At 61.4% G+C, this 19707-nt stretch carries 19 protein-coding genes; 9 read left to right on the top strand and 10 right to left on the bottom strand.

What is annotated here, in order from left to right; translation table 11 throughout:
* Positions 1-24: 24 nt before the first annotated feature.
* The 3 genes from GRF63_RS03885 to GRF63_RS03875 form a co-directional block, all read right to left on the bottom strand.
* The gene (locus tag GRF63_RS03885; protein WP_160484656.1) at positions 25-1122 is read right to left on the bottom strand and encodes a hypothetical protein; all 1098 of its coding nucleotides are present in this window, start codon (positions 1120-1122) and stop codon (positions 25-27) included.
* 61 nt (positions 1123-1183) lie between these two features.
* A complete protein-coding gene (gene ubiB, locus GRF63_RS03880) occupies positions 1184-2746 on the bottom strand; it encodes a 2-polyprenylphenol 6-hydroxylase (protein ID WP_160484655.1) in 1563 nt (520 codons plus the stop codon).
* Between the two features lie 4 nt (positions 2747-2750).
* Positions 2751-3494, bottom strand: a complete 744-nt coding sequence (locus GRF63_RS03875; RefSeq protein WP_160484654.1) for a class I SAM-dependent methyltransferase — start codon at positions 3492-3494, stop codon at positions 2751-2753.
* Between the two features lie 55 nt (positions 3495-3549).
* On the opposite strand from GRF63_RS03875, the gene mutM reads away from it, so the two are divergent.
* The 5 genes from mutM (at position 3550) to GRF63_RS03850 (ending at position 8221) form a co-directional block, all read left to right on the top strand.
* Positions 3550-4365: a bifunctional DNA-formamidopyrimidine glycosylase/DNA-(apurinic or apyrimidinic site) lyase gene (gene mutM / locus GRF63_RS03870; RefSeq protein WP_160484653.1), complete on the top strand. Its 816-nt coding sequence runs from the start codon at positions 3550-3552 to the stop codon at positions 4363-4365.
* Between the two features lie 165 nt (positions 4366-4530).
* Positions 4531-4791 carry a 30S ribosomal protein S20 gene (gene rpsT / locus GRF63_RS03865; protein WP_160484652.1) on the top strand — a complete coding sequence of 87 codons (261 nt, stop codon included), beginning with the start codon at positions 4531-4533 and terminating at the stop codon, positions 4789-4791.
* Positions 4792-5322: 531 nt separating this feature from the next.
* Positions 5323-6726: a chromosomal replication initiator protein DnaA gene (gene dnaA, locus GRF63_RS03860; RefSeq protein WP_237392269.1), complete on the top strand. Its 1404-nt coding sequence runs from the start codon at positions 5323-5325 to the stop codon at positions 6724-6726.
* 91 nt (positions 6727-6817) lie between these two features.
* On the top strand, positions 6818-7597 hold the full coding sequence (locus tag GRF63_RS03855) for a HesA/MoeB/ThiF family protein (protein ID WP_160484650.1): 780 nt from the start codon (positions 6818-6820) through the stop codon (positions 7595-7597).
* 159 nt (positions 7598-7756) lie between these two features.
* On the top strand, positions 7757-8221 hold the full coding sequence (locus GRF63_RS03850; RefSeq protein WP_160484649.1) for a hypothetical protein: 465 nt from the start codon (positions 7757-7759) through the stop codon (positions 8219-8221).
* Between the two features lie 51 nt (positions 8222-8272).
* Here the strand turns inward: GRF63_RS03850 and GRF63_RS03845 are convergent, their stop codons facing one another.
* Positions 8273-8983: an NAD-dependent deacylase gene (locus GRF63_RS03845; RefSeq protein ID WP_160484648.1), complete on the bottom strand. Its 711-nt coding sequence runs from the start codon at positions 8981-8983 to the stop codon at positions 8273-8275.
* Between the two features lie 104 nt (positions 8984-9087).
* On the opposite strand from GRF63_RS03845, the gene dapB reads away from it, so the two are divergent.
* Positions 9088-9819: a 4-hydroxy-tetrahydrodipicolinate reductase gene (gene dapB / locus GRF63_RS03840; RefSeq protein ID WP_160484647.1), complete on the top strand. Its 732-nt coding sequence runs from the start codon at positions 9088-9090 to the stop codon at positions 9817-9819.
* A gap of 23 nt (positions 9820-9842) precedes the next feature.
* Positions 9843-10493 (top strand): endonuclease III, encoded by a 651-nt coding sequence (gene nth, locus GRF63_RS03835; RefSeq protein WP_160484646.1) that lies wholly within the window; start codon positions 9843-9845, stop codon positions 10491-10493.
* On the opposite strand, the gene GRF63_RS03830 is transcribed toward nth, so the two are convergent.
* Positions 10468-11154, bottom strand: coding sequence for a phosphatase PAP2 family protein (locus GRF63_RS03830; protein WP_419865951.1), 687 nt, complete (start codon positions 11152-11154; stop codon positions 10468-10470). The genes nth and GRF63_RS03830 overlap by 26 nt on opposite strands.
* 248 nt (positions 11155-11402) lie before the next feature.
* Here GRF63_RS03830 and cas5 point away from each other — a divergent pair, with 248 nt between their 5' ends.
* Positions 11403-11567: a CRISPR-associated protein Cas5 gene (cas5, locus tag GRF63_RS16810; protein ID WP_160484644.1), complete on the top strand. Its 165-nt coding sequence runs from the start codon at positions 11403-11405 to the stop codon at positions 11565-11567.
* Here cas5 and GRF63_RS03820 read toward each other — a convergent pair.
* Genes GRF63_RS03820 through GRF63_RS03810 form a run of 3 tightly spaced genes read right to left on the bottom strand, consistent with a single transcriptional unit; the run spans position 11548 to position 14625 of the window.
* Complete coding sequence (locus GRF63_RS03820) at positions 11548-12783, bottom strand: dicarboxylate/amino acid:cation symporter (RefSeq protein ID WP_160484643.1); 1236 nt, start codon at positions 12781-12783, stop codon at positions 11548-11550. The two genes, cas5 and GRF63_RS03820, sit on opposite strands and share 20 nt — an antisense overlap.
* A gap of 28 nt (positions 12784-12811) precedes the next feature.
* On the bottom strand, positions 12812-13963 hold the full coding sequence (gene dapE / locus GRF63_RS03815) for a succinyl-diaminopimelate desuccinylase (protein ID WP_337189603.1): 1152 nt from the start codon (positions 13961-13963) through the stop codon (positions 12812-12814).
* Positions 13960-14625 carry a glutathione S-transferase family protein gene (locus tag GRF63_RS03810; protein ID WP_160484641.1) on the bottom strand — a complete coding sequence of 222 codons (666 nt, stop codon included), beginning with the start codon at positions 14623-14625 and terminating at the stop codon, positions 13960-13962. Before GRF63_RS03810 ends, dapE begins: the two co-directional genes overlap by 4 nt.
* A gap of 181 nt (positions 14626-14806) precedes the next feature.
* Between GRF63_RS03810 and GRF63_RS03805 the strand changes: the two genes are divergently transcribed.
* A complete protein-coding gene (locus tag GRF63_RS03805; RefSeq protein ID WP_160484640.1) occupies positions 14807-17125 on the top strand; it encodes an EAL domain-containing protein in 2319 nt (772 codons plus the stop codon).
* 179 nt (positions 17126-17304) lie between these two features.
* On the opposite strand, the gene yihA is transcribed toward GRF63_RS03805, so the two are convergent.
* Positions 17305-17946: a ribosome biogenesis GTP-binding protein YihA/YsxC gene (gene yihA, locus GRF63_RS03800; RefSeq protein WP_160484639.1), complete on the bottom strand. Its 642-nt coding sequence runs from the start codon at positions 17944-17946 to the stop codon at positions 17305-17307.
* Positions 17943-19694 carry a membrane protein insertase YidC gene (yidC, locus tag GRF63_RS03795; RefSeq protein ID WP_160484638.1) on the bottom strand — a complete coding sequence of 584 codons (1752 nt, stop codon included), beginning with the start codon at positions 19692-19694 and terminating at the stop codon, positions 17943-17945. Before yidC ends, yihA begins: the two co-directional genes overlap by 4 nt.
* Positions 19695-19707 lie beyond the last annotated feature (13 nt).

Genomic DNA, 19707 nt, shown 5'->3' with positions numbered 1-19707 from the left:
AGCGGGCGTCTTGGCAAATCTTGGTTAAGGTTGCCTTGCGCTTTGGCCAAAACTTATTTGGATTAATTCGATAATTGCGCGCGGGACAAATGCCATGCCCGCGATGTAGGCAGGCAGGGTCAGCTGCGCCCAATAGAAATTTTCCGGCCGGGCGAACAGCGCCATGCCGGTGAAGAAACCCGCAAACCACAGTGCTGCGAACAGTCCCATGCGCCCGCCCAGCCCCAGCCAGCCGAGCAGGGGCAGGATCGCCAGCGGCACGGCCAGCGCGGCAGGCAAAATCAGCAGGGCGGAAAGGCGCGACAATGCCACCAGCGGCAGGGAGAGGCCCGCCATACCGTCCCACCCTTGCGATGCGGGATCGCCCAGCATGCGCCGCATTTCGACGAAGTGATAATGCAGGGCCATGCCGCCAGCAAACACCAGCAGCAATCCCAGCAGCGCCGTAACCTCGCCCCAGCGGCGCGCCACAATGGCAAAGGCCAGCCACAACAGCACGAAAACCACGGCAATCTCTCGCACGGCAATCGCAAGGGCCGCGGCCAGCAGGCTGGGCCACCAGCGCGACGGTGTGTAGAACACGAAAGCCAGCGTCAGCAGCAGGCCCGCCAGCACCTCATGCACCAGTCCCGATAGCGGAGCCGCCACGGCCGCCCCGCCCAGCGCCAGCATGACAATCGCACCCACCCGCTCTGCCGGTGCCAGTCCATGCGGGATGCGCTGATGCAACCCGAACAGGCAGGCCAGCAACAGCGCCGCGCACAGCATCCTGACACCGCCCACGCCGATGGCAGCGTGCAGCCATGCGAGCGTTGGGAGGCGCACGGTGACGAAGGGCCGCGTGGGATAGTCCGCCGCGCGCTGCTCCTCCATGGCGACAGCGTGATACGGCTCTCCCGCTGCGACACGCTGGGAAATGCGCGCGTAAAGGGCCAGATCGCCATCCGCAGGGTCGGCCTTGGCCTCCACCTGCGCTGGCTGCGCTTGCTGATCGGGCGCAGCAGCGAGGGCGCTCCACACCATCAGCGCCGCCAGCACTGCCAGTGCCGCCGCCGCAGCCCAGCGCGGCAGGCGCGCAAGTGGCCTTCCAAGGCTGTCCCACCAGTGAAGCGGATTGGTCATGGCGATTGTCTGGACCGGGATCGTGCCGGGCTCAAGCGGGGGACGGCGGTTTCCCCAAACCTTAGCCGATCAGGTCCGCCAGCATCGCGCCCCATACGGCCAGCCCGCCCACGGCGGCAGCCACGATATAACCCAGCCAGCCGCGACCCTGCCGCTCCTTGCGTTCCCACACCAGTTCGATGTCTGGCAGGGGCGGCGCTTCGGGCGCGCCGCCCTTTGCGGGGAAGCGATCCTCTATGCGACGCACGAGATCGGGGATGCGCAGCAAGGTGTCCACATCGGTCCGGATACGGTCGGCAATGGCCGCTTCGGGGCCAAGCTCGTCGCGGATCCAGCTGCGCACGAAGGGTGCGGAAACATCCCACATGTTGATCTGCGGATCGAGCTGGGTGGCGATACCTTCCACCATCACCATGGTCTTTTGCAGCAACAAGAGGTGCGGCTGGGTCTGCATGTCGAAATCGCGGGTGATGGCGAACAGACCGTCCAGCATCTGGCCGACGGAAAGCTCGCTCACCGGCTTGCCGCGCATCGGCTCCCCCACGGCGCGCAGGGCGGTGGCGAATTCTTCTACCGAGTGATAGCTCGGCACATATTGCGCCTCGAAATGGATCTCGGCCACGCGTTTGTAATTGCCGGTGATCAGGCCGTAGAGAATTTCCGCCAGCCATTGCCGCGCGCGCCGGTCTATCCGGCCCATGATGCCGAAATCGATGGCAACGATGGTGCCGTCGGCTTTCACGAACAGATTGCCCTGGTGCATGTCGGCGTGGAAGAAACCGCCGCTGATCGCCTGCGTCAGGAAGGCCAGCACCAGCCGCCGCGCAAGATCGGGCAGGTCCTGCCCACCTTCGATCAGCGCTTCCATGTTGCTGATCTTCACCCCGTCGATCCATTCGATCGTCAGCACGCGGCCATTGGTGCGGTCCCAATCGATCGCGGGGATGGCGTAGCGTTCCACGCCGCGCATCTCGTCCGCCAGTTCGGATGCGCTGGCGGCCTCCCGGCGGAAATCCAGCTCCGAATTGGTCCAACGCTTGAAATTGGCAATGGTGAGGCGCGGGCGCAGGCGGCGGGCTTCTCCGCCCATGCCTTCCAGATGGGCCGCGGCCCATTCATAGGTGGTGATGTCGCGCTCAAACTTTTCGCGGATGCCGGGGCGCAGCACCTTGATGGCGACGGTGCGCCCCTCGGTCGTCACGCCCTTGTGGACCTGCGCGATGGAGGCAGCGCCAACGGGATCTGGATCGACCTCGGCAAAAATATCTTCCAGCGGGCGCTCGAAACTGTCCTCTATCTGCTTGCGGATTGCCGCAAAGGGTACAGGCGGCAGGCTGTCCTGCAGGCTGAGCAGGTTCTTTGCCGCCTCGTCTCCCACCAGATCGGGCCGGGTCGCCAGCGTCTGCCCCAGCTTGATGGCGGCAGGGCCGATTTCGCGGAAGGCGGTGGCGTAATCGGGCTCCCCGGTCTTGCCGGTGAAGGTGGACCAGCGAGCATATTTCGCCAGCGTCTTTACCGGCAGCGGCGTGTTCGGATCGTTCTCGATCCCCAGCAGTGCACGGTGGCGCGCCAGCGTGCGGCCCCAGGTAAAGAGCCGCCAGATATGCGTTGCAGGCCGTGTCACCCGGTCAGACTTTCCAGCCCGAATGGATGTTCACAGCGCCGCCCAGGATCTTCTCCACCCGCGTGCGGACAAAGCCTGCATCCTTGATCATCGCCTCGAACTCCGGCGGCTTGGGGAAGCGGCGGATCGATTCGGCGAGGTAGCGATAGCTTTCCTCGTCATTGGCGATGGCCTTGCCGATTTGCGGCATCAGCTTGTGCGAATAGGCGTCGTAAACTTCCTTGAAGCCCGGCCATTCGGTGGTGCTGAATTCCATGCAATAGAAGCGCCCGCCATATTTCAGCACGCGGTGCGCCTCTGCCAATGCCTTGTCGATATGGGTGACGTTACGAATGCCGAACACGATGGTGTAGGCATCGAACTGGCGATCGGGATAGCTCAGCGTCTCGGCATTCTGGCAGGACCAGCTCAGGCCATCGATACCGCGATCCATCGCGCGTTCGATGCCGACGTCCAGCATATCCTGGTTGATATCGGCCACCACGATCTCCGCGCCCTTCTTGGCCATGCGAAAGGCAATGTCGCCCGTGCCGCCCGCCATATCGAGGATAGCCTCGCCCGGCTGCGGCTTTACCCGGCGCACGAACTGGTCCTTCCACAAACGGTGCATCCCGCCCGACATCGCATCGTTCATAATGTCGTACTTGCGCGCGACATTGGAGAAGACCGCGCCCACGCGCTGCGTTTTCTCATCCGGGGCGATGTCTTCGTAACCGAAGGAGACGGTATCGTTTGTTGGGTGGTTCATGGCTGCCCACTTAGGGGCAATTGTGCCCAGCGCAAAGGGTGTTAAAAGCTGTGTCATGCCCGAACTTCCCGAAGTCGAAACAACCGTGCGCGGATTGGCGCGCTATCTGGATGGTGCGCAGATCACGCGCGTGGTGCTGGGCCGCCCCGATATGCGCTTCCCCTTTCCCGATGGATTGGGCCAGTCGCTGACGGGGGCGACGATCACCGGACTTGGCCGCCGCGCCAAATACGGGCTGATCGATACCGACCGCGCGCAGACCATGATCTTTCACCTCGGCATGAGCGGGCGCTGGCGCATCGATCCCGAAACGCCGGACAAGCACGATCACCTGCTGCTGGAAGCGGCGGGCCACCGCTTCGCCCTGAACGATCCGCGCCGCTTCGGCTATGTCGACCTGGTGGAAACGAACGCGCTGGCCACATGGCCCGCCTTTGCCGCGATGGGGCCGGAACCGCTGGGCGATGATCTAACCGTCAGCCACCTGCGCGCCGCCATCAAGGGACGCAAGCAGGCGATCAAGCTGCTGCTGCTGGATCAGCACGTGGTGGCCGGCCTTGGCAATATATACGTGTGCGAGGCGCTGCACCGAGCGGGCATCCATCCGCGCAAGGCAGGCGGGCGCGTGTACCGCCCCGCGCTGGAGCGACTGGTGCCCGCCATCAAGGAAGTGCTGGAACAATCGATTCGCGATGGCGGCTCCACCCTGCGCGATTACGCCGCCCCCGATGGAGAGCTGGGCTACTTTGCCACGCGCTTCCTCGTCTATGGCCGGGAGGGAGAGCCTTGTCTTACCTGCGGTAATGGCCATATAAGACGTATCGTACAGGGCGGGCGCAGCACGTGGTTCTGCAACAACTGCCAGAGCTAGGTGCCGGAACTCAGCGAATCCTTGACCGGAAGCCCCGCGCACACTATGTGGCGCGCTTTCCGGCGCTAGGACCGAGTCCCGCGCATCCGTGTTTTTTCGAGCACAACCAATTAACATCAGGTCGCCCACAGGTGGCCATAGCAGAACGCGAGACAGAACCGAGACATGGCCAATACGCTGCAATCCAAGAAGCGCATCCGTCGCAACAACACGCGCGCCGAAATCAACGGCGCGCGCAAGAGCCGTATCCGCGGCCTGATCAAGAAGGTCGAAGTGGCCTGCACCGAAGGCAACAAGGACGATGCCCAGACCGCGCTGAAGAATGCGCAGCCGGAAATCGCCCGCGGCGTTGCCAAGGGTGTGCTTCACAAGAACACCGCTGCTCGCAAGATGAGCCGTCTGAGCAAGCGCGTTTCGGCACTCTGATTCGACGCCGCGCCGCTGCCCGATTCGGGCCTGGCGAGCGGTTTCAGCAGAACGAAATCGGAACAGAAGTTCCAAGGGGCCGGTGGTTTTTCCACCGGCCCTTTTCGCATGTGCAACAGGCATCGCGCGGGCTTGTAGTTAACTCTAGGAAAACCCGCGATTCGCAAGACTGTCACATAAAAACCTAGGGTTTTCAGTTATTTGAATGCAAGTCTGCGGGTCAGCGGACTGTCAATCCGCATTTTTTAAATAAATTTGACAGCCCGGTCTTGAGGTTCCCCCGCAAGGGTTCATAACAGGATCACGGCAGCGACAGGAACCGTCGCAGCCATCAACAATCGAGTTTTCAACCGTTGGATCGATGCACACGGCAGGTGGGCACCGATGGGGGAAGCTTTGTCTCTGGCATATTCATGACCGGGACCATTCGGGCAGGCCGATAAACAGGGATGGGACGTACTTGAAATGATTCGTAGAGGACCGCACGGCGGGCGCGATCAATCGGCTAAACAAGAGGGTGCAGAAGACAATATGGAAGAGCGCGAAGCGATCGACCTTGCAGCGGACTGGGCTGACATCAGCCAGGGCCTGCGCAAGGATCTGGGCCATCAGCTCTTCACGCAGTGGATCAAGCCGATCCAGCTGGGCAAGCTTGACCATGATACCGGCACGCTGGACCTGTTCCTGCCTACCGAGTTTTCCGCCACTTGGGTGGAAGATCGCTATCACGATCGCCTGTCCCTTGCCTGGAAGATCGCCAGCAGCGACGTGCGCCACATTTCCATCAAGGTGCATCCCGGCCGCCGCAAGATCGCCGATCTTGACCTGCGCGGACAGGATGGCTTTGGCCACCGCGCCGCCAATGATGCCAGCCTGGCGATGGAATCCATCGGCGATGATGGCTTCACCGCCAGCGTCGGCCTCGATCCCTCGCAGACCTTTGCGTCCTTCGTCACCGGCAGCACCAATATCCTGGCCAAGAACGCGGCAGAGCGTATGGCCAAGGCGGAGAAGCCGCAGTTCAGCCCGCTCTACCTGAAAGCCGCCACCGGCCAGGGCAAGACGCACCTGCTGCACGCCATCGGCCATTCCTATCTGCAAACGCATCCGCGCGCCCGCATCTTCTACTGCTCTGCAGAGCGGTTCATGGTGGAATTCGTGCAGGCGCTGAAATCGAACGAGATGATCGAGTTCAAGGCGCGGCTGCGCGGCTTCGATCTGCTGCTGGTGGACGATATCCAGTTCATCATCGGCAAGGCATCGGCGCAGGAAGAACTTCTCTACACGATCGATGCGCTGCTGAACGAGGGCAAGCGCCTGGTGTTCGCCGCCGACCGCGCACCTCAGGCGCTGGACGGGGTGGAGCCGCGCCTGCTCAGCCGCCTGTCCATGGGCCTGGTTGCCGACATTCAGCCCGCCGATATCGAACTGCGCCGCGCGATCCTGGAAAGCAAGCTGACCAAGTTTGCCCCGCTGGAAGTGCCGGGCGACGTGATCGATTTCCTCGCCCGCACCGTGTCGCGCAATGTGCGTGAACTGGTGGGCGGCCTGAACAAGCTGATCGCCTATGCCCAGCTGACCGGGCAGGAAGTGTCGCTGCAACTGGCAGAGGAACAGCTGACCGATATCCTGTCCGCCAACCGCCGCCGCATCACCATTGACGAGATTCAGCGCACGGTCTGCCAGTTCTATCGCATCGATCGCAGCGAGATGAGCAGCAAGCGCCGCGCCCGCGCCGTGGTGCGTCCGCGCCAGGTGGCGATGTATCTCGCCAAGGTGCTGACCCCGCGCAGCTATCCCGAAATCGGCCGCAAGTTCGGTGGCCGCGATCACTCCACCGTGATCCACGCCGTGCGCCTGATCGAAGACCTGCGCCAGCGCGATGCCGATATGGATGGCGATGTGCGCAGCCTGCTGCGCCAGCTGGAAAGCTGACTGAAATATCCTCCCTGTTCGCGCTGCGGACGGGGAGGATTTTCCACCACATATCGACAGCCGCTCTACAGCGTGCCAACAGCCCTGTGCCATGAGCGACGCCCCCCACCCCCTTTCCGAAGAACGGCTGGACCGTTTTGCGCGCCACATCGTGCTGCCCGAAATCGGCGGCGCGGGACAGGCAGCGATTTCGCGCGCGCATGTGGTGCTGCTGGGGCTTGGCGGGATCGGCGCACCGGCGCTGCAATATCTGGCGGGTGCCGGCATCGGCAAGCTGACGCTGGTGGATGATGACAAGGTCTCGGCCAGCAATCTGCAACGCCAGACGATTTACACCACCCGCGACATTGGCCATGGCAAGGCCGTCTCCGCGCGCCGCTGGCTCGCCAATTTTGACGAGAAGCTGGACGTGACGATCCATGACCGTCGCATTGCGCCGGATAATGTCCGCGCGATTATCGACGGCGCGGATCTGGTGATCGACGGAACGGACAATTTCGCCACCCGCCTCACCGTGTCGGACGCCTGCGTCGCGGCGGGCGTACCGCTGCTGTCTGCCGCCGTGGGGCGTTTCCAGGGACAGGTGGGCGCCTTTGCCGGCCACCGCGACGGGCAGCCCTGCTATCGCTGCTTCGTGGGCGATGCCTTCGATGCCGAAGATTGCGACACCTGCGCGGAGGATGGCGTGCTGGGCGCGATGGTTGGCTGGGTTGGCACCTTTGCTGCCATGCAGGCGATCCGCATCTTGGTGCACGCAACAGGCGGCATGGGCGATCCGCAGTGGGGCAAGCTGCACCTGATGGACGGGATCAAGCCCGGCATGCGCACGCTGAACATCGTGAAAGATCCGGCGTGTAGCGGATGTGGCTGACGCCGGGGTCTGACGCGCACCGCGATTGACTCGCGCGGCTATGTGGCAGAGGTTCCAGAGTACAGAAGGGCGATTCTAGCAGTGGGGTTGCATGGGTCGCTCGTCCTTTTGTGAAAGGGGCCGCCATTCCGGCGGGCCGAGTTCACCAGGGGGACAACAATGTCTAAATTTCTGTTTGCCAGCCTCGCCGCCGCATTCGCGATGGCCACCGTTTCTTCGCCTGCTGTCGCACAGTTGAGCGAGTACGAGGACTACGAATATTCGGATACGGTGGTGGAGATGACCACCATCCGCGTGGATCCGGGCCAGCTCGACACATATTTGGAAGGCCTGCGCCAGACGTGGGTAGCCAGCAATGAGGTGGCCAAGGGGCTGGGATATGTCACCGATTACGGGATATATTCCAACATGGCGCCCAGCAGCGGCGATTTTCACCTTCTGCTGGTGATCGAATTCCCGGGGCAGAACCTGCAACCCTCAAGGGAGCGGTATGATGCGTTCATGGAAGCCTGGGGTGAGGCGAACATGGACAATTCGAACGAGACTGTGGTGAATATCTACAATGAAATTCGCGAGATACAGGGCGTGTACCTGACCCGCGAAATCAAGATGATGATGGACTGACAAAACGCGAGGCTGCCGGCGATGTGTCGGCAGCCTCCTTTCAGTCAGGCGTCAGGCCTTCAACACTTCATCCACCCATTCGGGCACCAGTTCACTGGCCGCGCCAAGCCGCGTTTCATCGAAATTGCTGCTGCCCATGCTCTCTTCCAGATTGAGCTCCAGCGTGCGCGCGCCGTTCGCGCTGGCCTGCTGCACGAAGCCTGCCGCGGGATAGACCGCGCCCGACGTGCCGATGGACACGAACAGGTCCGCATCCGCCAGCGCATCGAAGATACGATCCATCTGATAGGGCATTTCGCCAAACCACACGATATCGGGCCGCATCGCCGCTTCTCCGCAGGACGGGCAGGCAGGCCCATCGCGCAAGGTGCCGTCCCAACGATGGCGGGCATCGCAGGCCTGACACCATGCAGACAGGGATTCGCCATGCATGTGCAGCACGCGGCTTGCCCCGCCACGTTCATGCAAATCGTCGATATTTTGCGTGACGATCAGCAGGTCGCCGGAAAACTCCCGGTCCAGCCGCCCCAGCGCCTGATGCGCGGCATTGGGCTTCGCGGCCCGCACCTGCGCGCGGCGTTCGTCGTAAAACCGCTGAACCAGGTCGGGATCGCGGGCAAAGCCTTCGGGCGTTGCCACCTGTTCCACCGGGTGGTTTTCCCACAGGCCGTCCTCTGCCCGGAAGGTTTTCAACCCGCTTTCGGCGGATATCCCGGCCCCGGTCAGGATCACGATGTTGCGAATGTTGCTGTTGTTGCGCATTAGCCCCAAATAGCGAAGCGGCAGGCTGAGAAAAACCCTCAAGTCACGAAGCGGCAGGGTCGAGACATCCCCGCGCATGGACCGTGGGACAGACAGGAGTGGCAATGGCACGTATCGGAATCATCGGCAGCCAAGGGCGCATGGGACAGGCGATTGCCGCCGTGCTTGCAGATGGGAAGCATGAATGTTCCGGCGGGGTGGACAAGGGAGAGAACCCTGAAGCCCTGGCCAATGCCAGCGATGCGCTGGTGGATTTCTCCTCCCCCGGCGCGCTGAAGGATAATCTTCACGCCGCCATCGGCGCGGGCATCCCGATCCTGATCGGCACCACGGGGCTGGATGAAAGCCACTCCGCCGCGCTGGACAATGCGGCAGGTGCGATTCCTGTCCTGCAAACCGGCAACACGTCGCTGGGCGTAACCCTGCTGGCCCATCTGGTGAAGGAAGCTGCTGCACGGCTGGGCACGGACTGGGATATAGAGGTGCTGGAAATGCACCACCGCATGAAGGTGGATGCGCCATCGGGCACCGCCCTGCTGCTGGGCGAGGCAGCGGCGCAAGCGCGCGGCATCACGCTGGGCGAAAACAGCGAGAGCGGGCGCGACGGCCACACCGGCCAGCGGGCAGAGGGCGCCATCGGCTTTGCCGCCCTGCGCGGGGGCACGGTGGCAGGCGATCACTCCGTCATCTTCGCCGGAGAGCAGGAGCGCATCACGCTAAGCCACACAGCCGAGAACCGCAGCATCTTCGCGCGCGGCGCGGTTAAAGGGGCGAGCTGGCTGATCGGCAAGCCGCCGAGGCGCTATACGATGAATGACGTGCTGGGGCTGGAGTAGGCCCCTCAGGATCAAACTATCCGATGACTAAGGACCAGATCTTCGAATTCTTCCGCCGCATGGCGGAGGACAATCCGGAACCGGAGACGGAGCTGGAATATGGCAATGCCTACCAGCTGGTGGTGGCCGTGGCACTATCTGCGCAGGCGACCGATGTGGGCGTAAACAAGGCCACCCGCGCGCTGTTCGCCAACGTGGAAACGCCGCAGCAGATGCTGGATCTGGGGCACGATGCGTTGGTGGAGCATATCAAGACCATCGGCCTGTTCAATTCAAAGGCCAAGAACGTGATCGCGCTGAGCCAGCTTCTGGTCGACGAATATGGGGGGGAAGTCCCCGATACGCGCGAGGATCTGGTGCGCCTGCCCGGCGTGGGCCGCAAGACGGCGAACGTGGTGCTGAACTGCTGGTTCAGGCAAGAGACTTTCGCGGTGGACACGCATATCCTGCGCGTGGGCAATCGCACCGGGCTCGCCAAGGGGAAGACGCCTGAGCAGGTGGAGGCGAAGCTGGAACGCCGAGTGCCCCAGCCCTTCCGCCTGCATGCCCACCACTGGCTGATCCTGCACGGCAGATACACCTGCAAGGCGCGCACGCCCGAATGCTGGCGCTGCAACGTGGTGGACCTGTGCAGCTTTCGGAAGAAAGTTACGGAGAAACCGAAGGGGCGCTAGCGGGCCTGTTGCCCAGTCTATTGCCCAGCGGCAGTGCAAGGCGCGGCAGGCGCCAGCTTTCGACGCGGCCCGCCACATACCAGATGGGCGCCACCAGCATGGCGGCCACCACCGCATCCAGCGCATAGTGCCAGCCGAGGTGGACGGAGGCGACGAACACGGTCGCCTCGAACGCGATGGCCAGCCACAATTGCCAGCCATTGCCGAAACGATCGTACACCATCCAGAGCAAAAGCAGGTACAGCGCATTGTGCATGGATGGCATGGCGCTGATCCCCTTGCCGAAGCCGGGCGCACTGAAATTCTCCAGCAAATAGGCCTGCGTCTGCGTGGCCGTCAGGTCTGGCGGCAGAACGGCCAGCAAATCTGCAAAGCGCGCGTCGCCATAGAAGTGATCCATGTAGATCGGCCCGGCAGACGATAGCGACAGTGCCGCCCAATTGCCGATGATGAACCAGCACATGGTGATCGCCAGCACAGACCTGCGGCTGAAGGCGCGGTCTTTCGCGAAACAGGCCCACAGCGTCATCGTGGCAGTCACGATCAGGCAGGGCGTAACGTAGAACCAGTCAAGAAAGCGCGTGGCCGCCGGCCCGAAAATGGCATGCGTGATGCGCCACGGGTCCTGCCCGAACAACGCGGAGTCCAGATCGGCCAGCATGGGATCGGCATAGAAAGGCACGATCTGCGGAATGGCGACCTTCAGGATCATATAGACCTGCATCATCGTGGCCAGCGCCACCAGGAACACCGCCCCCTCGATATATCGCTTGCGGCGGGATCGCAGCACGCGCACCATAACCTTGGTGGGGCTTTCTACCCGCTTCATCGCCACCTGCACAAACAGGATGACAAGCGCGATCAGCACCAGCCACACCAGCAGCAGCGATTGCAGATACACCGCGCGCAGTGCCTCCGCATAACCCGAGACAGGCGTGGCCGCAGCCAGCAGCATATGCGCGGCCAGAAACAGGCCAAGAAAGATGCGGCTATCCATACCCGCCACGCGTAACAGCGGAATGGTTAATTCGCGGTTGCGCCGGGCCTTGCCGGGTCAGACATCGTCTGCGCTGATCATCTCCGCCTTATCGATCTCGCCCGTCAGGCTGGCCACGGTCGTGGCAACGGCCGCATCGCCAGAAACATTGGTGGTGGTGCGCATCATGTCCATGATCCGGTCCACGCCCGCGACAAAGGCGATGGTTTCCAGCGGAACGCCGACTGCACCGAACACCAGCGCCATCATGATCAGGCCCGCACCCGGAATGCCCGCCGCGCCGACAGCGCCCAGAGTGCCGAGGATGGAGATGAGGAAATAGTCGCCCCAGCTCAGATCCACGCCGAAGATCTGCGCGCCGAACAGCGTGGCAAGGCCCAGATACATCGCCGTGCCGTTCATGTTGATCGTGGCGCCCAGCGAGATCACGAAGCTGGCCACCGAATTGCTGATGCCGAGGTTCCGCTCTGCACAGCGCAGGGTAACGGGCAGCGTCGCGTTGGAACTGGCCGTGGAATAGCTCACCGCGATGGCATCCACGATGCCGCGGAAGAAATCGCCCACGGGCAGGCGCGCGATGAACTTTATCATCGCTGCATAAACCACGAAGATGATCAGCAGGCAGCCAAGGTAATTCAAGAACACCAGCTTGCCCAATGCGGCCAGCGCATCGAAACCCAGCGTTCCCGCCACCCACGCCATCAGCGCGAAGACGCCGAAGGGGGTAAGCTCCATCACCACCATCGTCACCTTCTGCATCACGACAGCGCCACTATCGAAAATTTTGAGAACCGGCTCGCCTTCTTCCTTGGCCATCAGGATGCCGATGCCCAGCAACAGGGAGAAGATGATCAGCGGCAGCACGTTAACGTCTGCCATCACCTGAACCGGACTTTGCGGCACCATGCCCAGCAGCATGTCCCGCCAGGTGGTCTCGTTCGGTTCCGGCACGGCGCCCATCTGGATGGAGGACGTATCGACGCCGGCGCCCGGCGCGATCACCGTACCCAGGAACAGGCCCAGCCAGACGGCGATCTGGCCCGTCACCACGAACAGCAGCAACGCGCGCCAGCCAATGCGGCCAAGCTTGCGGATATCGCCGATACTGGCAACGCCCGCCACAAGGCTGAAGAAGATCAGCGGCACCACCAGCATCTTGATGAAGGCGACGAAGATATCGCCGATAATCTTGATGCTTTCCGCACCCGGTCCCCACATGCGCCCGGCAATGATGCCCAACGCCAGTGCAACGAGAACCCGCTGCCACAGCGGAATGGCCAACCAGCGTTTCATGAAAGTCCCTTTCTAGGTAGCCAGCCCCTCAATTTGAAAGTGCGGCCATTGCGATCCGGCGGTAGATTGCCGTGAGCGTGGCAAGGTCGTCAACTGCTACTGCCTCGTCGGTCTTGTGCATGGTGGCATTGACCAGCCCGAATTCGATCACCGGGCACAGGTCTTTTAGGAAGCGCGCATCCGATGTGCCCCCGGTGGTGGACGCCTCCGGCTCCACGCCGGTTTCGGCTTTCACCGCATCGGCTATCATTTGGGAGAATGCACCCGGCGGGGTCAAGAACGGCTCTCCGCTGATGATGGGCCGCGCCGTGCCGCCGTGCTTTTCGGCGATGGCGATCACTTTATCTGACAGCGACGCGCCGGAATGCTGATCATTGAAACGGATGGAAATGCGCGCCGTGGCCTTGCCGGGGATCACGTTATGCGCGCGGTTGGGCACGTTGAACTCGGTGATTTCCAGATTGCTCGGCTGAAACCAGTCGGTGCCTTCATCCAGCACCAGAGCATCCAGATCGGCAAGGATGGCAACCATCTTCGGCATCGGGTTATCGGCCAGGTGCGGATAGGCGACGTGGCCCTGCGTGCCCTCCACCTCCAGCCAGATGTTGACAGAGCCGCGCCTACCGATCTTCATCATGTCGCCCAGCCGGTTCACGCTGGTAGGCTCCCCCACCAGGCACAGATCGGGGATATCGCCGCGTTCGCGCATCCTGTCGATCAGCGCGCGCGTGCCGTGCAGCGCCGGGCCTTCCTCGTCACCGGTGATGATGAAGCTGAGCGTACCCGCCTCCGCCGGAATATCGGCAACGGCGGCTACCATGCAGGCGATGGAGCCCTTCATGTCCACCGCGCCGCGACCATACAGCAGGTCGCCACCCGGTTCGGAGCGCACCTCCGGCCCGAAAGGACTGGTAGACCACCCCTCCCCCGCAGGCACCACGTCCACATGTCCGGCAAAGGCGAAATGGGGCGATCCCGCAGCCCCGCGCCGGATGGCGAACAGGTTCTCCACCGGCTCTTCATCGCTGCCTTCTGCGCCTTCACCCCGGATGAAGCGATCAACCTCGAAACCGAGGACGGTCAACATTTGCTCCATTGCATCGAACACCCGGCCACGCGCAGGCGTTACGCTTTCGCAGGCAATCAGCTCTTTGGCATTGGCGAGAGGATCGTGGCTCACGCAGGCTCCCCGGTCTCGAACTGCGAGATGGTCCATTCTTCCGCCATCGCCGCTTCTACCCATTGCTGCATCCAGTCATGCTCCCACAAGGCTTGCATATAGGCCTGGGCAAAGCCGGGCACGCCAATGCCATAGGTGAGGAAGCGGCTGACGATGGGGGCGTAGAAAATATCCGCCGCGCTGAAGGTGCCGAACAGGAATGGCCCGCCCTGGCCGAAACGCGCACGCGCCTCTGCCCACAGGCCAAGGATGCGCACGATATTGCCCTTCGTCTCATCGGAAAGGTTGATCGATGCGCGGGCACGTATGTTCATCGGGCACTGCCGCCGCAAGGGAAGGTAGGAGGAATGCATTTCCGCCACCATGGCCCGCGCCATGCCGCGTGCCGCATCATCCTTCGGCCAGAACCGGTCGCGCCCCACCTTGTCGGCAAGATATTCGAGAATGGCGAGGCTGTCCCAGACGACGACATCATCGTCCCACAATACCGGCACCTTGCCGGCAGACGGCTGAAATTCGCCATCGGTGCGCTTCATCGCCTGCCAGTCATCGCCATCGATGTGGACGGTCAATTCCTCGAAAGACAGTCCGCTCTGCTTCGCTGCCAGCCAGCCCCGTAAAGACCAGCTGGAGTAGTTCTTGTTGCCGATGATAAGCTTCATGATTGCACCGTGTCCCTGTTTGCGCCGGACCTAACGGTTAAGCCTGAAGCTGTCGAGCATGGCTGACGCACAGGGTATCGGCACCCCCGTTATCCTTGCCTTGCTTCGTTGCCGCTTTGTTAACCAACATATGTCATCACCCTCCCAGGTTAGTAATATCCGGGCGCAAGAAAGGTGAAGAGTGGTCGATCAGACCCCGACATCCAAAGATAGGGTCAAATGGCTCGAACGCGTCCGTCAGGTGGCGTGGTCGGGGCTGATCGCGCTTGCCCTTGTCATTCCGGCGTTTCTCGATCCGGTTGATCAGATTGGTTGGCTGGTGGAAGCCAACATCGTTTCCCAGCCCGCGTCTGGAGAGATCGTATTCGTCGGTGCTGACGAGGATCTGGCTGACCCCCAAAATCCGGTTGCCCGAGAACGGCTGGCAAACTTGCTGGACAGGCTGGACAATGCCGGTGTCGAGGAAGTTTACGTCAATATTCTGTACGATAAAGATTCGAGTGCCGAAGCCGACGAGACACTGAATTCCGCGTTGCGCGATTTTTCCGGTCGCGCCTATCTCGTCCGCTTTCTGGAAAAGAGTCTTAATGGCGAACCGGTCTTGCGTGAAAATCAGCCACGCATCGCAAATGGTGTACCCGAAGTCGCGCTGGACGCATTCCGCAATTACCTGGGCTATGTCTGGTACATGCCGTTCGCTGTTGCCGATGGCGACAAGGATGTTGCCACCATTCCAGCCAGTATTGCTGGAGTTACTGGCGATTCGAACGAGATTTTCGCTGTTGAATACAGCTATGACCTGGCTTCGATCCCGACTTATCGGTTTTCCGACCTGCTGAAACCAAATGCCAATCTCGATGCACTTTCGGGAAAGAGAGTTCTAATTGGGCAAAGCATAAGCCTTCGCCGCGAAGCGCCAAGCTTGCCGGGCCAAGGAACAGTCTCGGATTCGATGATCGCCATTTACGCTGCTGAAACCCTCATGTCCGGGCATCCGCGTTACATCAGCGGATTACTCATGCTTCTGGCTACGCTGGCATTTCTTCTGCTGGCTTGTCCGATCAGGAACAGAATTCTTAGATCGGCAGCAATCGGGGCGATAACGGTCACAGTTCTTTTGGCGCCGCTGATCGGCCCGCAACTAGGCCTTCGTATCAGCTTCGCTTATGGCCTCGCCGCGATAGTTTCCTACGGGTTTTTCAGGGCCCGCACAAAATGGGTGCGTGATCTTCTGCTCGTCGATCCGGAAACGGACCTGCCCACTTTTGCCGCACTGGAAGCTGACAAGGATGTGGCCAACCACGTTCCCGCCGTGATCGTGGCCCGCATCCATCGTTTCGAAGAGGTGCGCCGCACACTGCCGGCAGAGCTTCATGGTGATTACCTGCTTGCCATCACCGCGCGCCTCAAGGCGGCAACGCAGGATGCCACGATCTACCTAGGTCCTGGCCACCTGATTTCCTGGACCATGAAGGAAAAGGATCCGGCCCTGCTGCGAGAGCACCTCGAGGGATTGCGGGCGCTGTTCGCTTCCCCGCTTACGGTTGGGGCGGAGCAGGTCGATGTCGGCATCACCTTCGGCATCGATATCACGCCCAGTCCGAATGTGGGCCGCCGCCTGGCAGGCGCCATCGCGGCAGCCGAGAAAACCAACGAGACTTTCGAGCCTATCTGCATCGCAGACATGGCTTCACAGGAAGATCTGATCTGGAACATCTCGCTCCAGGCCCGCATCGATGCCGCCCTCGACAATGGTGAAATCTATCTGGCCTTCCAGCCCAAGGTGATGGTGCAGACGGGCGAAATGATCGGAGCCGAGGCCCTGGTTCGCTGGAAGGACCCGGTGAAGGGCCACATCCCGCCCGACTATTTCATCCGCCAATGCGAAATTGCCGGTCGGATGAGCCAGCTTACGAAATTCGTTCTTGGCGCTGCCTGCAAGGCTGGCAAAGATTTCGAAGATGCCGGACTGCACCTGCCGATCGCCGTCAACATTTCCGCCACGCTGCTGCATGAGCGATCCATTGTCTCCATGGTCTCGCGCGTGTTGGAAGAAACCGGTTTCGATCCACGCCGGCTGACACTGGAGATTACCGAGACCTACCGCATCTCCAATCTTGATCTGGCTGCCGAAATTCTGGGCGAGCTCAAGGCGCTTGGTACAAAAATTTCCATGGATGATTTTGGTGTCGGTGCGGCCAGCCTTGAGGCGCTGCTTAAGTTGCCATTCTCCGAACTCAAGATCGATCGGATGTTCATCGCCCCCATGACCAATGATCCAAAAGCATTGGGCATTGTAAAAAGCGTGCTGCAACTTGGCAGGGACTTGCGAATCATTGTGGTTGCAGAGGGTGTTGAAGACACCGGAACATTAACTTTGTTGCGCGATTCGGGCTGCGTCGTGGCCCAGGGGTTCGCAATTTCCAGACCCATAACATTTGATAGAATCATTGAATACCATAGGCATAGCCAAGACGAACCCTTAAGAGATATGGTTTAAACTTTACAAACTTTCATGGTTAACGCATAACGTCTCCACGTAACTAGGAGACGAACAATGGGTGGCAGTTTTTGGGATTGGCTTTTCGGTGGTGATCGTTCGCGCTAAGCCGAATTAGCTTCAATTGAAAAAGGCGCCCACCGGGCGCCTTTTTTGTGTCCGCAGTCGGTGGCCTTTGCCTACTCGCGAATGTCACTCAAAATCGCGGCGCGCAATTCTGCGATGCCCATGCCTTTTTCAGCACTGGTGACGTGCATTTCCGGATAGGCCGCCGGATGCTTGCGTGCTTCCGCCGCAACCTCTGTGCGAACCGTTTCCAAGGCGCTAGCCTTGATCTTGTCAGCCTTGGTCAGCACCAGCCGATAACCGACCGCAGCCTCGTCCAGCATGGTCATCATGTCGCGGTCACTGTCTTTCAGACCGTGGCGGCTATCCACTAGGACAAGCGTACGCTTCAGCGGCACCCGCCCGCGCAGGAAGGTGCGCACCAGCTTGCGCCATTTCTCAACCACTTTCACCGGAGCCTTGGCAAAGCCATAGCCCGGCATGTCCACCAGCCGGAACTCTGTGGGGTCGCCAACCTCGAAGAAGTTCAGTTCCTGCGTGCGGCCCGGCGTTACGGACGCGCGGGCAATGGCCTTGCGGTTGACCAGCGCATTGATCAGCGAGCTCTTGCCGACGTTGGACCGCCCGCAAAAGGCGATTTCCGGATAGTCGGGGTCAGGCAGGTGCTTCAGCTGCGGGGCCGACAGCAGGAACTCGACGCGGCCGGAAAACAGCTTGCTCGCCGTTTTGGCCAGCTGTTCTTCTTCCGGTGTCACCCTTCGGCCTTTTCACGTTTGGCGGCGAGCGCTTTTTCTTCACGCTCCTTCGCCATCTGTGCCTTCAGTTCGGGATTGCGTGAGTAGAGATACTTCTGCTGCGCCAGCGTCAGGATGTTATTGCTGATCCAGTACAGCAGCAAGCCTGCGGCAAAGGGAGCCATCACGAACATCAGCACCCACGGCATGATCATGAAGATCTGCTGCTGCATCGGGTCCATCGCGGCAGGGTTCAGCTTGAACTGCAGCCACATGGTGAAGCCCAGCAGCACCGCCAGCACACCAATCGCAAGGAAGCCCGGCGGATCGAAAGGCAGCAGGCCGAACAGGTTCAGCACCGTTGCCGGATCCGGCGCGGAGAGATCGCGCAGCCAGCCGAAGAACGGCTCATGCCGCATTTCGATCGCCAGCAGCAGCACCTTGTACAGCGCAAAGAAGATCGGGATCTGGATGAAGATCGGCAGGCAGCCTGCCAGCGGATTGACCTTCTCTTCCTTGTAGAGCTTGGCCATCTGCTGCTGCAGTTCCTGCTTATCATCCTTGTAGCGCTCCTGCAGCGCCTTCATCTTGGGCTGCACGGCGCGCATCTGCGCCATGGAATGGAACTGCTTCTGCGCAACCGGGAACAGGATAAGCCGGATAATCAGCGTAAGCGCGATAATCGCGACGCCAAAGTTGCCGAATACGCCGAACAGGAAGATCAGCACCTGCCACATGGGCCAGGCGATAAACCGGAACCAGCCCCAATCGATGGCGAGGCCGAAGCGATCCACGCCCTGCGCCTCGTACATGTCCAGCACGGCGCTTTCCTTGGCACCGGCAAACAGGCGGGTGGTGCGCGATACGGCCTTGCCAGCAGGCACGGTCACGGCATCGTAAATCAGGTCTGCACGATAGAGGTCGACACCGGTATCGCGGAACGTGCCCTGCGCAGCGCTGGCATCATCCGCGATCAGCGCGCTCATCCAGTAGATGTCGGTAAAGCCCAGCCACTGCGTATCGCCGTTCAGGCTGATGGGGCCTTCCTCGGCCACCTCGTCATAATCCCAGTCGAAGTTCACCTCGCCATTGCCCTCTGCAATCGGGCCGGAATGAACGTTCCAGGTGGATTTGCTGGCAGTGGCGCTGGTGCGGCTGACGAAGGCATAGGGGCGCAGTGCAATCGAACCGTCGCCTGTGTTGGCGACGGTTTGCGAGACGGTGAACATGTAATGCTCGTCCACCTCGAACTTCAGGCGGAACTGCTGCCCCTGGCCATTGTCCCAGCCCAGCGTGACCGGCGTTTCCTGGGTCAGCCGATCGCCATCTACCACCTGCCAAACGGTTTGCGCGCCGGGCACGGATACGCCCTCGCCCACCCAGCCAAACTGGGCAAATTGCTGCGTTTCGGTGCCGGCGGGGGCGAACATGCGGATCGGGCCGCTGTCCTTGTCCACCGTCTGGCGGTGGGTCTTGAGCAGGATGTCGTCGATCCGGGCGCCCACGGGATTGATGGACCCTTCGATCTCCAGCGCATCGATAGCCACGCGAGAGCCTGCGGCCAGTTCTGCATTCAGATCAATGATAACGGGCGCTTCGTCGGTGTTGATCTGGCCGTCCACGCGCGCGGCTGGCACGTCTTCGCGGCTCGCCATGTTCGCTGGCGCCTCTTCCGGCTCCGGGAAGTAAGTGCGCATGGCAAAGTCCCAGCCGAACAGCAGGACCGCGCTCAACACGACGGCAATTATTAGGTTACGCTGGTTGTCCAAGATCGAAAGTTCC

Source organism: Aurantiacibacter rhizosphaerae (genome assembly GCF_009807005.1).
GTDB classification, from domain to species: domain Bacteria; phylum Pseudomonadota; class Alphaproteobacteria; order Sphingomonadales; family Sphingomonadaceae; genus Alteraurantiacibacter; species Alteraurantiacibacter rhizosphaerae.
Note: the sequence above shows the minus strand (reverse complement) of the source record. Positions and strands in the feature narration are given on the sequence as shown.

What these genes read in the sequence shown, in the direction of transcription:
- GRF63_RS03885 (WP_160484656.1), bottom strand. Translation starts at nt 1,122, where the DNA reads ATGACCAATCCGCTTCACTGGTGGGACAGCCTTGGAAGGCCACTTGCG.
- GRF63_RS03830 (WP_419865951.1), bottom strand. Translation starts at nt 11,154, where the DNA reads ATGCTGGCCGATCTGGACTCCGCGTTGTTCGGGCAGGACCCGTGGCGC.
- GRF63_RS03810 (WP_160484641.1), bottom strand. Translation starts at nt 14,625, where the DNA reads ATGAAGCTTATCATCGGCAACAAGAACTACTCCAGCTGGTCTTTACGG.
- GRF63_RS03875 (WP_160484654.1), bottom strand. Translation starts at nt 3,494, where the DNA reads ATGAACCACCCAACAAACGATACCGTCTCCTTCGGTTACGAAGACATC.
- dnaA (WP_237392269.1), top strand. Translation starts at nt 5,323, where the DNA reads ATGGAAGAGCGCGAAGCGATCGACCTTGCAGCGGACTGGGCTGACATC.
- GRF63_RS03820 (WP_160484643.1), bottom strand. Translation starts at nt 12,783, where the DNA reads ATGAAACGCTGGTTGGCCATTCCGCTGTGGCAGCGGGTTCTCGTTGCA.
- dapB (WP_160484647.1), top strand. Translation starts at nt 9,088, where the DNA reads ATGGCACGTATCGGAATCATCGGCAGCCAAGGGCGCATGGGACAGGCG.
- rpsT (WP_160484652.1), top strand. Translation starts at nt 4,531, where the DNA reads ATGGCCAATACGCTGCAATCCAAGAAGCGCATCCGTCGCAACAACACG.
- GRF63_RS03850 (WP_160484649.1), top strand. Translation starts at nt 7,757, where the DNA reads ATGTCTAAATTTCTGTTTGCCAGCCTCGCCGCCGCATTCGCGATGGCC.
- nth (WP_160484646.1), top strand. Translation starts at nt 9,843, where the DNA reads ATGACTAAGGACCAGATCTTCGAATTCTTCCGCCGCATGGCGGAGGAC.
- mutM (WP_160484653.1), top strand. Translation starts at nt 3,550, where the DNA reads ATGCCCGAACTTCCCGAAGTCGAAACAACCGTGCGCGGATTGGCGCGC.
- GRF63_RS03855 (WP_160484650.1), top strand. Translation starts at nt 6,818, where the DNA reads ATGAGCGACGCCCCCCACCCCCTTTCCGAAGAACGGCTGGACCGTTTT.
- GRF63_RS03845 (WP_160484648.1), bottom strand. Translation starts at nt 8,983, where the DNA reads ATGCGCAACAACAGCAACATTCGCAACATCGTGATCCTGACCGGGGCC.